Source organism: Photobacterium sp. DNB22_13_2, assembly GCF_052873915.1.
Genome location: NZ_JBNNXU010000001.1, coordinates 35,727 through 49,831, shown reverse-complemented (window position 1 = coordinate 49,831; position 14,105 = coordinate 35,727). Strand labels below are relative to the sequence as shown.

The 14,105-nt window shown below is 47.2% G+C and carries 14 protein-coding genes; 7 read left to right on the top strand and 7 right to left on the bottom strand.

All coding sequences use genetic code 11. The features are described from left to right. Positions 1–137: 137 nt before the first annotated feature. Together ACVA58_RS00215 and ACVA58_RS00210 are read left to right on the top strand one after the other, a co-directional pair. Entirely contained in the window at positions 138–1,838 is a 1,701-nt protein-coding gene (locus ACVA58_RS00215) for a hypothetical protein (RefSeq protein ID WP_446508471.1), read from the top strand. Next, positions 1,835–2,569 (top strand): DUF3726 domain-containing protein, encoded by a 735-nt coding sequence (locus tag ACVA58_RS00210; protein WP_446508470.1) that lies wholly within the window; start codon positions 1,835–1,837, stop codon positions 2,567–2,569. Before ACVA58_RS00215 ends, ACVA58_RS00210 begins: the two co-directional genes overlap by 4 nt. Before the next feature lie 133 nt (positions 2,570–2,702). On the opposite strand, the gene hutH is transcribed toward ACVA58_RS00210, so the two are convergent. From hutH to hutC, 5 genes are all read right to left on the bottom strand, one after another. Further along, positions 2,703–4,235, bottom strand: a complete 1,533-nt coding sequence (gene hutH / locus ACVA58_RS00205) for a histidine ammonia-lyase (RefSeq protein ID WP_446508469.1) — start codon at positions 4,233–4,235, stop codon at positions 2,703–2,705. A 290-nt stretch (positions 4,236–4,525) separates the two neighbouring features. Further along, positions 4,526–6,220, bottom strand: coding sequence for a urocanate hydratase (gene hutU / locus ACVA58_RS00200; protein WP_446508468.1), 1,695 nt, complete (start codon positions 6,218–6,220; stop codon positions 4,526–4,528). A 55-nt stretch (positions 6,221–6,275) separates the two neighbouring features. Further along, positions 6,276–7,319, bottom strand: a complete 1,044-nt coding sequence (locus ACVA58_RS00195; protein ID WP_446508467.1) for a formimidoylglutamase — start codon at positions 7,317–7,319, stop codon at positions 6,276–6,278. Positions 7,320–7,329: 10 nt separating this feature from the next. Beyond that, entirely contained in the window at positions 7,330–8,553 is a 1,224-nt protein-coding gene (hutI, locus tag ACVA58_RS00190; RefSeq protein WP_446508466.1) for an imidazolonepropionase, read from the bottom strand. Between the two features lie 200 nt (positions 8,554–8,753). Next, positions 8,754–9,464, bottom strand: coding sequence for a histidine utilization repressor (hutC, locus tag ACVA58_RS00185; protein ID WP_446508465.1), 711 nt, complete (start codon positions 9,462–9,464; stop codon positions 8,754–8,756). A 138-nt stretch (positions 9,465–9,602) separates the two neighbouring features. Here hutC and yqfB point away from each other — a divergent pair, with 138 nt between their 5' ends. From yqfB to rplT, 5 genes are all read left to right on the top strand, one after another. Next, positions 9,603–9,905, top strand: a complete 303-nt coding sequence (gene yqfB, locus ACVA58_RS00180; protein WP_446508976.1) for a N(4)-acetylcytidine aminohydrolase — start codon at positions 9,603–9,605, stop codon at positions 9,903–9,905. Positions 9,906–10,111: 206 nt separating this feature from the next. Further along, a complete protein-coding gene (thrS, locus tag ACVA58_RS00175; RefSeq protein ID WP_446508464.1) occupies positions 10,112–12,043 on the top strand; it encodes a threonine--tRNA ligase in 1,932 nt (643 codons plus the stop codon). A gap of 3 nt (positions 12,044–12,046) precedes the next feature. Then, a complete protein-coding gene (gene infC, locus ACVA58_RS00170) occupies positions 12,047–12,598 on the top strand; it encodes a translation initiation factor IF-3 (RefSeq protein WP_107348196.1) in 552 nt (183 codons plus the stop codon). 97 nt (positions 12,599–12,695) lie between these two features. After that, positions 12,696–12,890 carry a 50S ribosomal protein L35 gene (gene rpmI / locus ACVA58_RS00165; protein ID WP_006232269.1) on the top strand — a complete coding sequence of 65 codons (195 nt, stop codon included), beginning with the start codon at positions 12,696–12,698 and terminating at the stop codon, positions 12,888–12,890. A 42-nt stretch (positions 12,891–12,932) separates the two neighbouring features. Continuing rightward, positions 12,933–13,286, top strand: coding sequence for a 50S ribosomal protein L20 (rplT, locus tag ACVA58_RS00160; protein WP_107348195.1), 354 nt, complete (start codon positions 12,933–12,935; stop codon positions 13,284–13,286). A 92-nt stretch (positions 13,287–13,378) separates the two neighbouring features. Here the strand turns inward: rplT and ACVA58_RS00155 are convergent, their stop codons facing one another. Together ACVA58_RS00155 and ACVA58_RS00150 are read right to left on the bottom strand one after the other, a co-directional pair. Then, positions 13,379–13,825 (bottom strand): hypothetical protein, encoded by a 447-nt coding sequence (locus tag ACVA58_RS00155; protein WP_446508463.1) that lies wholly within the window; start codon positions 13,823–13,825, stop codon positions 13,379–13,381. Between the two features lie 5 nt (positions 13,826–13,830). Then, positions 13,831–14,088: a YiaA/YiaB family inner membrane protein gene (locus ACVA58_RS00150; RefSeq protein WP_446508462.1), complete on the bottom strand. Its 258-nt coding sequence runs from the start codon at positions 14,086–14,088 to the stop codon at positions 13,831–13,833. Between the last annotated feature and the right edge of the window lie 17 nt (positions 14,089–14,105).

Below are 14,105 nucleotides of genomic sequence, written 5' to 3'. Positions count from 1 at the left end.
AGGTATAGGCTCATCATGCCTCGAAAGGGGCATGAAAAAGCAACAACGAAATCATAAGTTCTCTATGAACATTATTCCCGGGCGGTAGTTGGACGCCTATAACCAGAAACATAATTATAAAATTGATGGTGAGCAATATGGATGCACATCGTTCCTTGAAATCTGATAACACTCTACGTCAACCAGAAGTCGTTATGGCGCCTGAAAGGTTGGGGGCTATGCACCAAAACCGTATTAGTTTTGTTCGTTACTTGGTTCGCCAAATGGCCCAAAAAAACTGGCAGGTAAACCAACATGCTTGGCAATTGACGCCTGAAGGTTATGGCCACGCTATCTATCGGCTTGAAACACAAGAAAACCAATATCATCTTGTGGTGTTCTGTGACGAAATCAGTGACGAAGAACGTAACGATCGTGTGATTGCCGAAAAGTGGGACGTGACGCTAGCCTTGGTTCATGGTGATGTCACTCCGCAACTGCTAGCGCAACTTCGAGAAAATGTGCCTTTGCAGGAGGCCGGTCGCAATCCAAACCGTGCCTTGGTATTGGCACGTGCCAACAAGAGTGTGCGGGTGTTCGATCACCTTGTTTCGAGCCTTGCCCAAGGCCAGCAACCTGATCCGCAACAGTTAGCAAATGTTGGCTATATTCTGCGCACGACTGCGGTGTATGGTAACGGCAAGTTTGGTATTGCAGATTTCAAATTGCTGGAAGAAAACCCGGATTTTAACCAGTCTTTCAGTGCCCAGATGTGTGCAGTTTATCTGCTGCGTGAATTTAGCTTGGATTGGGTCGATTACCTAGCCAAGCAGCGCGGTGGAGATAAAGCGGTATCTCTTCACCGTTCGTTGCAGCGTTATCTTGGCGTGGGTAATGCAACGGGATTGGGTATGGCACCATATCTGATCAATCACCCTTGTATCGTTGATCAATGGATGACGACTCGTGAAGAAGCATTAGCAGAGATCTTGAGTCAGCCATTTGATGAAACCAAAGTAATTGTATTATGCCAACTGCTTGCGAAGGCCAAGACCCACCTTTCTCAGGTAGTAACGAGTGATGAACATCAGCGTGAGTTGAACAAGCTGGCAGTAGAGGAGTTGATGATTTTCCGCAATATAGTTACAGGCTTGGCGTCTGATCAGACACCGGATTGGCAGGCTGTTGTCGCCCAATCTCAGGCAATGAGTTTGGAAACGCAGGAAATCCTCCTTTCTTGTGTGATGGAGCTTTACCCTGACATTGCAGATTCTTATCAAGACAAAATGAACTGTGATGAAACTTTGTCACTGACCAGCGGTAAGAAAGTACAGGACCTCATACAGCTGCTTGAAAGCAGGTATCGCTGGGCCATTGAAACGGATTTTCAACAACCAGAGAACAATTACTGGTTCTGGTATCGCTCACAAGATAAAGAGGAGCCCCGACTTGGAGTGCGTGGAGTAGAGGCTGGGGAGGAGCGTGAGCTGCCTTTGGATATCGGTCGTCAGGTATACTGTTTATATGGTGCTTTGCTTAAGGCCGACTCAGAACACACTCTTGCTGAGTTCTTATTATCAAATCCTGAGTATCGTGGTATTGCAAAGCGGGCCTGGACACTTGGCAACAAAGTGATGGGTGACATCCAGATGAACGTACTGCACAAGGCTTCACTTCCTATGCACCTGCTACGCTGCAAGTTAGCTGTATTCGGTGCGACGAAATTCGACCCGCGCTCAGATCGTTGGGTTCAAGTGACTTTTTTCCAAGGTGCGCCACTTTTGGATGAAATCCACGATGGTGGATGGTTATTTCCTATCCTGCCATCGGCACAAGAGCTAGCAGGAGAGGCAAAATGATTGTATCCCATAACGAGCTTGTTACTGCTGTTTACAAGGCATTTTTAGGATTACGCCGTTGTTGTGGTGAAGCGGATGTCATTGCCCATATGGTGGCTGATTTGCAGATGGTTGGCCTTAATGGTGTTGGACACTTTAATAAGGCGCTCCCTTATCTTGCCGGCGAAAAAGATGGCCCGATCACATTAACTAAGCCTGCCTCTGACCGTATTGATGTCGATATGCATGGTTCCAGCTTGGTTTGTCATTTACCTAACATCCTTGATTATGCTGTTGAGCAATTGGTACACAGTAAGTCATTAACCATCCATGTTCGCCATTGTCATAACCGTTGGCTAGCTTATAGTGAGTTGGTTAAGTTAGCGGCCAAAGGTCTAGCATGCAAAGCACAGTGGAAAAATGGCTCTGATGCCAAGCAGACACGTTACATATTGAATAAGGGCTGTGTGTTCCCAGAGCTGTTTCAGTCTGAGGAAGTAACTAGCAGCGATGAAAGCCATCATGACATGATAATTGAATTGTCGGTTGCTGATTTCACCGTGTCTTCTTCGGGTGTTACTGGTTTTGTTCGACTTGATTCAACAAGCTTGCGGGAAACGTATGTCACGGCGTGGAAAGAAGGCATTGAGGTTGACGACGTTGGCTGGCAACAGCTTAAGCAAGCAGCAAAGGTATTCTTGGTTGAGAACAGTGAAACATCGGCCAAAGGTGCTGGAGAGCTGTTTGTGTAATTAGCTGAAACCTAATACCTTGAAATCTAATACCTTGAACCCGAACCCTAAACTGAATGAATAAAGAAAACGCCTCTTATTGAATCTTAATAAGGGGCGTTTTTATATCACTGGGTCATTCACCTTAATGAGATTATAGACTTGGCAATAATTGCGAAGGCATCAAGGTGTTGTAATGTGCTTCCAGTAGGAGCTCGTTGGCTTTTTCAATATCTGGCGCAAAGTAGCGGTCCTTATCGTAAAAGCTCACACGAGCCCGTAACATTTCTTTGGCTTGTTCCACGCGCTCTGAACTGTGGTTCGGCGAGCGGAAATCCAAGCCTTGAGCGGCAGCCAGCAATTCGACGGCTAAGATCCCGCGGGTATTTTCGGCCATGTCCTTGAGTCTTCTACCCGCAAAAGTTGCCATCGAGACATGATCTTCCTGGTTGGCGGACGTCGGCAAGCTATCAACAGAAGCTGGGTGGGCGAGAGTTTTGTTTTCACTTGCCAGTGCTGCTGCGGTAACTTGGGCTATCATAAAGCCGGAGTTTACGCCGCCATTATCGACCAAGAAGGGAGGCAATTTACTCAAGCCGCTATCAATTAACAGCGCCATTCGGCGTTCTGACAAACTCCCGATCTCGGCAATGGCCAATGCAAGGCTATCTGCAGCCATTGCAACTGGCTCGGCATGGAAGTTACCCCCCGAAATAATGTCGCCATCATCGGAAAATACCAGTGGGTTGTCCGATACGGCATTGGCTTCAATTTCAAGAATATCGGCAGAATGACGGATTTGTTGTAGGCAGGCCCCCATGACTTGTGGTTGGCAGCGAAGTGAATAGGGATCTTGGACCTTGTCACATTGCTGATGTGATAAGCCAATCTCACTGTCTTTCTCTAGCATATGGCGGTAAGCCATTGCTGCATCAATTTGGCTACGATGGCCTCGTACTCGGTGGATACGCGGATCGAAAGGTCGTCGGCTACCCAGTGCTGCATCTACCGACATCGCTCCACAGACGGTGCCTGAGGCATACAGATCTTCAGCGGCAAATAAGCCTTCAAGGGCAAAAGCGGTTGAGGCTTGGGTGCCATTGAGCAAAGCCAGCCCTTCTTTTGGTGCCAGCGTAATAGGCTCAAGTCCGGCAATCTTGAGGGCTGCAGAACCGCTGATGATTTCGCCATTGTGGCGTGCCTGGCCTTCACCGAGTAAAACCGTGCTCATATGTGCCAGCGGGGCGAGATCTCCCGACGCCCCGACGGATCCTTTTTGTGGAATACACGGGTACACTTCGGCATTGACCAGTGTTATTAGTGCATCAACGACTTTAGGACGGATCCCCGAGTAACCTCGGGCAAGGCTGTTGATCTTCAGCGCCATCATGAGCCTGACAGTATGATCTTCCATTAACTTGCCGATACCAGCGGCGTGAGAGAGAACGATACTGCGCTGTAGTGTTTCTAAGTCTTCGACCGCGATACGGGTATTGGCAAGTAGCCCAAAGCCGGTGTTGATCCCATAAACGACTCTGTCTTCTGTGATAACTAGCTCTACAGCTTTGGTACTTACCAACATATCGTCATAGGCAGCCTTATTTAGTGACAGTGTCACTTTGTGGCGATTGATGTGTCGCAGCTGCTTGAGCGATAATTTTCCCGGATTGATTTCAATTTGGTACATACAACGTCCTTAGTGTGTTATACCCAAGTGATTTCATGCTGCATGATTCAGAGTTTCATCAAGGCTTTCAATCCAAGGAAAATAACCGCTAGGAATAGTTGTTCTATTTCAAGGTTATTTGACACAGGAGTGGGGGCCTTGATGAGCTCCCAAAGGGCGAGTTTACTTGAATACTAGGCGGTGTTAGCGATTTTTGATTTAGCGCCACTAGACCTGTAAATCGCTGCCTTGCCTACTATCCAAGTAATTCTCGCTGAACCAAGCATCATGAATTTACTTGGGTATATTTATTATTTTTTTTGGGTTGATGAGATCATTGGCAAATCTAAGCCTTGTTCCTCGGCACAGTTAACAGCGATGTCATAACCGGCATCGGCATGGCGCATCACGCCTGTTGCTGGGTCATTGCGAAGTACCCGGCCGACACGTTCAGCAGCATCATCAGTACCATCACAAACAATGACCATGCCCGAATGTTGCGAGAAGCCCATACCAACACCACCGCCATGGTGTAGGGATACCCAAGTCGCACCGGACGCGGTGTTGAGAAGGGCATTGAGCAATGGCCAATCTGATACGGCATCGGAGCCATCCATCATGCCTTCTGTTTCACGGTTCGGGCTGGCGACAGATCCTGAATCAAGGTGATCACGACCAATAACGATTGGCGCTTTAAGCTCGCCATTTTTAACCATTTCGTTGAAGGCTTTACCGAGGCGGGCACGGTCTTTCAGTCCCACCCAGCAGATACGGGAAGGCAAGCCTTGGAACTGGATCTTTTCGTGGGCCATGTCGAGCCAGTTGTGGAGATGTGGGTTATCAGGGATCAGCTCTTTGACTTTCTGGTCTGTCTTGTAGATGTCTTCCGGATCGCCAGAAAGTGCTGCCCAGCGAAACGGCCCGACACCCTCACAGAATAATGGTCGAATATAGGCTGGCACAAATCCTGGGAAATCAAAGGCATTCTCAACACCGACCTCAAAGGCCATTTGACGGATATTGTTGCCGTAATCGACAGTCGCTGAACCAGCTTTTTGCAGTGCTAGCATAGCTTCGACCTGGACGGCCATAGACGCCTTGGCGGCTCTTACTACTTCAGCTTCGTCTTGCTGGCGCATCTCTGCTGCATGATTCATGGTCCAGCCCTGTGGTAGGTAACCGTTTAGCGGATCATGAGCAGACGTTTGGTCTGTGGTGCCATCTGGAACAATGCCACGGCGGGCAATTTCAGGGAACACGTCGGCAGCATTGCCAAGTAGGCCAACTGAAACGGGTTTACCTGTTTGCTTGGCTTCTTCGATGATAGCTAAGGCTTCATCTAATGAGGTTGCTTTGCAATCAACATAGCCAGTACGCAGGCGGTAGTCGATTCGGCTCTCATCGCACTCAACAGCAAGCATTGAAAAGCCCGCCATAGTTGCGGCTAATGGTTGAGCACCGCCCATACCGCCAAGGCCACCGGTAAGGATCCAGCGTCCCTTACTGTTACCATTAAAGTGTTGTTTTGCCATTGCAACAAAGGTCTCGTAGGTGCCCTGAACGATGCCTTGTGAGCCGATGTAGATCCAGCTACCTGCAGTCATCTGGCCGTACATCATCAAACCTTCTTTATCGAGTTCGTTGAAGTGCTCCCAGTTGGCCCAGTGTGGAACCAAGTTTGAGTTGGCAATGAGTACTCTCGGCGCATTACTGTGGGTTTTGAATACACCGACAGGCTTGCCAGATTGCACCAGCAAAGTTTCATCTTCTTCAAGGCGCTTTAACACCTCAACAATTTTGTCATAGCACTGCCAATTCCTTGCAGCACGACCAATACCGCCATATACCACCAAAGCGTGTGGGTGTTCCGCGACATCGGGATGCAAATTGTTCATCAGCATTCTGAGCGGGGCTTCGGTTAACCATGACTTGGTATTTAGCGTGGTACCTGTTGGGGCAATGATAGTCCGGCTTTCGTCCAAGCGTGGTTGGGTATCTTGTGTCATGTGGCTCTCCTTGCAATGCTGTCAATGTAATGGTTTAAGAAGACAGCGGTGTTGATTAACGTAGGGCACGGGCGATGGTCCAAGCCAATCGTGCAGCGAGTCTTGCGGTTTGGTTGTCGATGTCAAAACGCGGATTGTATTCCGCCATATCGGCAACCAGTACTTTCTTTCTTCCCGTGGTGGTCTCTGCAGAAAGCACTGTGTTGAGCAATGGTTCTATGATTTCTTGCGGGACACCTCGCGCAGCGGGTGCACTGACTCCCGGTGCCGTACTGGCAGGGAATACATCAATATCTATGGTGAGGTAGAGGTAGTCGCACTGGGCAATAAAGTGCTCTAACGATTCAATAATCAGCGGTAATCGCTGGTGGGTGAGCTCGCAGTCATCGAAGTACAGTACCCCCATTTGGTCGGCTTTGTCATAAAGAGCTTGGGTATTACTGGCTCGATTCAAACCAAGGCAGGCATAGTTGAAAGGCCAACCTTGTAATTCACAAAAGCGGGCGATTTGCTGGAAGGGGGTACCTGAACTGCCTTGTTCTGCAGATGAACCAGAAGGAGGATTACGCAGATCAAAATGGGCATCAAAGTTGATAATGCCAATTTTCGGGGCTTGGTTAGCCACATCCAGCTCTTTAGGTTCGATCCCATCTTTTAGGGTATGTTGCTTTTGCAATACGTGCTGCTTTTGTAATAAATAGTTACCGAGCCCTTGGAAAGTTCCCCAAGCGACTTCATGCCCACCACCAAAAACAATTACTTTGTGATTTTGACGAAGGGCGCGGCATACATCTTCCCCGAGGCGTTGCTGGGCAAGCTCGAGATTACCGTCATTGCAACGAATATCGCCACCGTCATAGGCGGGTTCGGTATGGTGCCAAGCAAGGTTGGCCAATGCTTTTCGAATGGTGATCGGTGCATCGAAGGAACCAGTGCGACCTTTATTGCGTGAAACGCCTTCATCACAGGCAAAACCGAGCAGCATGATACCGGGCTCATTCACTTCATCAGCTGGCTTGATCACTTCATGCCAACGTAGTCCGAGGTTACCATCTTCTGGATCGCTACGACCTTGCCAGACCGTCATATCTATTGGCATATGATGCTCCTTATCGCTCTGAGTGTTGGTGAGTGAATAGATCACCGTTGACTACCCGCGCTTTGAGATCTGGCACACCAATGCGGTATGAAAGCTCTGCAGGATGAGACAGGTTCCAAATTGCCAAATCGGCTTGCATTCCTTCTCGGATTTGACCTCGTAGCTCATTCAAGCCAAGTGCTTGGGCGGCATTAGTGGTAACGCCGCGCATGCACTCTTCCGGTGTCATTCGGAACAAGGTGCACGCCATGTTCATCATGGTGCGGATAGATGCTATGGGTGAGGTACCGGGATTGAAGTCGGTGGAAATTGCCATTGGAACATTTAGTAGACGTAACTGATCAATCGGTGGCATTTGGTTTTCACGCAGAAAATAAAAAGCACCGGGCAACAGGGTCGCAACAGTGCCACAGGCGGCGAGTGCAGCGACGCCTTCGTTATCTAGGTATTCAATATGGTCGACAGACAAGGCTCCCATTCGGGCTGCCATTACGCTGCCGCCTAGGTTGGAAAGTTGTTCAGTATGTCCCTTGATAGCAAGGCCGTGTTTTTGGGCTGCGCGGAATACTTGCTGACACTGTTGTGTACTGAAACCAATGCCCTCACAAAAGACATCAACGGCATCAGCTAACCTTTCCTGTGCTGCGGCTGGGATAATTTCATCACAAACGAACTGAATGTAGTTGTCGGGATCAACAGAATATTCCGGAGGTAGAGCATGAGCTGCCAGCAAAGTTGTAGATACATTTATATCCGGCATTTCACCGATTCGGCGAGCAACCCTTAGCATTTTTAGTTCGTCGTCAAGAGTCAGGCCATAGCCTGACTTGATCTCTACGGTGGTAACGCCTTCATTCTTCAAGCCTTGTAAACGCTCATGGGCAAGCTTAAACAGAGTTTCTTCGGAGGCTTCGCGGGTAGCCCGAACAGTGGAAAGTATACCTCCTCCAGCTTTTGCGATTTGCTCGTAGGGTACACCGTTAAGGCGCTGTTCGAACTCAGATGCGCGATTGCCGGCAAAAACAAGGTGAGTGTGACAATCAATGAGTCCCGGCGTGATCAATGCGCCATGGCAATCCAAAACAGCTGGGTGGCCATGGCAGTCAAAGTGCTCTTTGGGGCCGGCATACAGGATTTTACCATCTTGAATACCAATCATGGCATCCTTGACGACCTGGTAGCCATTCAGCCCCGAGAGGGTAACCATATTGAGGTTTGTCAGCACTCTATCCATTTCGTGACTCTTCAGCTATTGACTATTTCTAGCACCATTAATGTATATACAAATTAATAGGCAATTAGAGGTTGAAATTCAAGGTGGGATGTAAATGAAATGTGATCGTACTTGTAATTAATTGCTGACAATCGTTGGGTTATGAGATGAATCGCACGTTTGAAGCTGGTCTAGCCAGCACAAAATAAGAGGCTATAGCCCTATAGACCGACTTGGGCTCTCGAACTGAGTTTGTACTTATTGCCCGGATGGTAGAGCAGAGCGGTGCTGACTAAGTTTTTGTTGCTCCAAGTACGGCGATTTAGCAGCAAGCAGGGTGATTGCACACTGACTTTTAGCAACTCCGCAATACGTTGCGGAGGTAACAGCGCTTCGACAATATGCTCGATATCACTAAGTGGGCAGGCTTTGACCAAGTACTCATTGGGCGTCTGAGAGCTAAAGTCTTGCTTGATGTAAGCAGGGGCATGTTCGGGATTAACCCAGCGCTCCTCTAGCTGTATCGGTGTGCTGTTTTCGAAATGAACAATTTGTGTGAAATACACTTCAGTGCCTTGGCGCACACCTAATCGCAGCGCGATATCTTCGGTCGCGTGGATCGTCGACTGGGAGATCACATCTGACGAATAGCGGTGGCCGCGATTTTTGACTTCTTCGGCAATATTACGGATTTCCATTAATGGCGATTCGGCTTTTTTGTTACAGACAAACGTGCCCAGCCGTGGGGTACGTTCTAGGAAGCCTTCCTTGACCAGTTCGGTAATGGCTTTGTTGGCTGTCATGCGGCTAACCGAGAATTGTTCAGACAGCGCAATTTCTGTCGGTATCTTATAGCTGGGTGGCCATTTCCGAGTTTGGATTTTTTCTAATAAGTAAGCTTTGATTTGCTGATAACGAGGTGACTGAGCCATAACGCTTTTCCTAATTGCCTATACAAATAAAAGCAACTTTTGCTTTTGATTTCAAGTTTTGATCTCTAGTAGCTATGAAATAACTACATTTTGGTTAGGACTAGCCCATTAACGGTGATCAGAATGACGATGAAAGAGATGCTCTTTTTAGCTTGCTTTGAGAGTGATGTACTGGCTGAAAAGAAAACAATCACGATCCGTGATGAAGCGGATAGCCACTATGAGGTTGGGAGCCGCGTCAATGCCGTGATTTATCAAGAGGGCAGGCAATTTGGCCGACTTGATATAGTTAGCGTTGAACCTGTTTTGTTTGATGAATTGAATGAGAACCATGCGGTACAAGAAAATATGTCACTTGAGCGACTGCGAGAGGTACTTGAAGACATTTATCCTGGTACCAAGCAGCTCTATGTCGTTAGTTTTCGCCTTGTGCCCAAGTGAGTTGGGAATATAAGAAAATAATTGAGGAGTGGCTTTGCAAAGTGTCACAGGCGTTTGTTATAGTTGCTACCTCGCTCAGCCTTTTTGGTCTGCTCAGTATTGCAGCTCCGGATTTCTGAGCTTCTTTTATTTAGCTCTCATAGCTTTATATTTTTAATTCAACATGTCTTGCTTGGTGTGCAAGACCACTGTGAAAGGATATTTACATGCCTGTAATTACTCTTCCTGACGGCAGTCAGCGTCAATTTGACAACCCAGTATCTACAATGGAAGTCGCGCAATCGATCGGTCCTGGTCTTGCGAAGGCAACTATTGCCGGTCGTGTTAATGGTAACCGCGTCGACGCGTGTGACTTGATCGAAGAAGATGCTAGCCTTGAAATCATCACTGTTAAAGATGAAGTAGACGGTCTTGAGATCGTTCGTCACTCTTGTGCTCACCTTCTTGGCCACGCGATTAAACAGCTTTACCCTGAAGCGAAAATGGCGATTGGTCCAACGATCGACAACGGCTTCTACTACGACATCGACCTAGAAGAGTCGCTTACGCAAGAAGATCTTGAAAAGATTGAAAAGCGTATGAAAGAGCTGGCGAAAACCAAGTACCAAGTTATCAAGAAAAAGGTAAGCTGGCAGGAAGCACGTGATACGTTTGAATCACGCGGCGAACCATACAAAGTGGAAATCCTAGACGAGAACGTTTCTCGTGATGATCGTCCAGGCCTTTACCACCACGAAGAATACATCGATATGTGTCGTGGTCCACACGTACCGCACATGGGCTTCTGTCAGCACTTTACGCTGCTGAACGTTGCTGGTGCTTACTGGCGTGGTAACAGCGACAACAAGATGCTTCAGCGTATCTACGGTACGGCTTTCCACGATAAGAAGGCACTTAAAGCTCACCTTACTCGCCTAGAAGAAGCGGCTAAGCGTGATCACCGTAAAATCGGTAAGCAGCTAGACCTGTTCCACATGCAGCAAGAAGCACCGGGTATGGTGTTCTGGCACCACAATGGCTGGTCTGTCTTCCGTGACCTTGAAGTATTCATCCGTGAAAAACTGACTGAATACGGTTACCAAGAAGTTAAAGGCCCACTAATGATGGATCGCGTTCTTTGGGAACGCTCTGGTCACTGGGACAAGTACGCAGAAGCGATGTTCACGACTTCTTCTGAGAACCGTGAATACGCAATCAAGCCTATGAACTGTCCGGGTCACGTTCAGATCTTTAACCAAGGCCTGAAATCTTACCGTGATCTACCGCTACGTATGGCTGAGTTCGGCTCATGTCACCGTAACGAACCATCAGGCGCACTACACGGCATCATGCGTGTACGTGGCTTTACTCAGGATGATGCTCACGTCTTCTGTACTGAAGAGCTGGTTCAGGCTGAAGTAACCAGCTGTATCGAGATGGTTTACGATACATACCAGACATTTGGCTTCGACAACATCGTTGTTAAGCTATCTACACGTCCTGAGAAGCGTGTGGGTTCTGATGAAATGTGGGATAAAGCAGAGTCAGATCTAAAACTTGCACTAGAATCAATGGAGATCCCTTACGAGATTCAAGAGGGTGAAGGTGCGTTCTACGGACCGAAAATTGAATTTACTTTGCATGATTGTCTAGATAGGGCTTGGCAGTGTGGCACAGTTCAGTTAGACTTTGCACTCCCTGAACGTCTAGGTGCAACTTACGTTGGTGAAGATAACGAGCGTCATACGCCTGTTATGATCCACCGTGCTATTCTAGGTTCACTAGAGCGTTTCATCGGTATCCTTATTGAAGAATACGCTGGCTTCTTCCCAACTTGGTTGGCGCCTCAGCAGGCGGTTGTGATGAATATCACTGATAGCCAGGCAGAATATGTTCAACAAGTAGTCGAAAAACTTCAAAAATCTGGAATTCGTGTAAATGCGGACTTGAGAAATGAGAAGATTGGCTTTAAAATTCGCGAACATACTTTGAAGCGTGTACCATACATGCTCGTGTGCGGTGACAAAGAAGTCGAAGCAGGCGAAATTGCAGTTCGTACTCGCAAGGGTAAAGATTTGGGTAAATTTAAGATTGACGACCTTGTTGCATACTTGCAGCAAGAAGTTAGCAGTCGCAAGCTCAATGTTGTGGAGGAATAAGGTATTAAAGGCGGAAGAAGAACCCAAGCACCAGTTAAGCAAAATGCACATCGCTTAAATGGTGAAATTCGTGGCGTACGTGAAGTACGTTTAACTGGTCTAGACGGTGAATCAGTTGGTGTTGTTTCTATTGAAGAAGCAGTAAATCTTGCTAATGAAGCTGGCGTAGACCTAGTTGAAATCAGCCCGAATGCCGAGCCACCAGTTTGTCGTGTGATGGACTATGGCAAGTACCTGTTCGAAAAGAGCAAGGCTGCTAAAGAGCAAAAGAAAAAGCAGAAACAAATCCAGATCAAGGAAGTTAAATTCCGACCTGGTACAGACGAAGGCGATTATCAGGTAAAACTGCGCAACCTGAGTCGCTTTTTAGAAGAGGGCAACAAGGGCAAGGTCACACTGCGTTTCCGCGGTCGTGAAATGGCCCACCAGAGTCTTGGTATCGAGCTTCTAAATCGTATTAAGGAAGACCTAATCGACCTAGCGGTTGTTGAAAGTTTCCCTAATCGAGTAGAAGGTCGTCAAATGACGATGATGCTTGCTCCAAAGAAGAAGTAACTAAGGCATTCAAGTAGCTAAAAGCGCTGCTTAACCGCAGCGCTTTTTGTTCGCCTTATTACTATGTTATTAACTATCAACAATGCGGAGTCTCATCATGCCTAAGATGAAATCCAACAAAGGTGCCTCTAAGCGTTTCAAGAAAACTGCTGGTGGCTTCAAGTTTAAGCACGCAACTAAGCGTCACATCCTGACTAAACGTACTACTAAGAACAAACGTCAGCTTCGTCCAAACGCTATCCTTCCTAAGTGTGAAGTGGCAGCTGTTGCACGTATGCTTCCGTTCGCTTAATCGTTTTTAGTTTTATATTTTAATTTTAGTTAGGAGTCTCCTATGCCTCGCGTAAAACGTGGTGTACAAGCACGTGCACGTCACAAGAAAGTTCTTAAACAAGCTAAAGGTTACTACGGTGCACGTTCACGTGTTTACCGCGTAGCTTTCCAAGCTGTTACTAAAGCTGGTCAATACGCTTACCGTGACCGTCGCAACAAGAAACGTACTTTCCGTCAACTTTGGATTGCACGTATCAACGCTGCTGCTCGTCAGAACGGTATGTCTTACAGCCGTTTCATCAACGGTCTTAAGAAAGCGTCTATCGAAATCGATCGTAAGATCCTTGCTGATATCGCTGTATTCGACAAAGCTACCTTCGCGGTACTAGTTGAAAAAGCAAAAGCTGCACAGTAATTATTACTGTCTAGTTTGATGTTGAAAGGAGAGCCTCGGCTCTCCTTTTTTCTTTTCAGTATCTAGTCATTTAGCTCATATCTTGCATCATATTATGTAAGCCATAATTGATTCTTCACCAACAGTATTTCAATCGCTGTCTGCAGTTTCTGACTCCCTTCACGTGTTTTAATGGTTGCCATCGCATTGGTTTTTAATGCGAGTGATGTCTCAACCCGCTTTTCTAGACGTATAATCCGCTGTTTAAGGCGATAGACTTTCGCTCTTTGTTTCGCATACGCCATTTTCAGTGACCAGCTTTGTCGTAGCTTTACCTTGAACGCTGGAGCCTCCTTGCTGTTTAGAGCATGACTTGATGGTAAAGGAACTATCATTGACGCTATATTTCGTTCACATTGAGCATGCAGCTGCTCAAGCTCATGTTGGTGCTTTATAAGGTCAGCTAGCTGTTCCTGTTTCAACGTGAGTAAGCGCTCAAGTTGCTTTATTTGCTCGACTAGTAGAAGGAAAGCTGTGGTAAGCGATTTATCGCCGATCATTTTAGTTACTCATCTAGCTCATTGAGTAGTTGGGCGGTCTTTGCCTCTTCCAATTTTTGCAATAGCTTCTTAGATTCAGCCTCATCGCGTACAGCTTTGCTCAATGTAATGGTCGCGCTGACTAGGAATAAGCTGCAAATGCTGTAATAGCCCTTAATCAGTAAATCACCTGGCAGCATAACGATGCTGATGATCATTGCTGCGACAGCAACAATGAATGTCAATTTTGCGTAGTTAACCCAATACTTATCTTGTGAACCCATATTATTCTTCTCTTTCA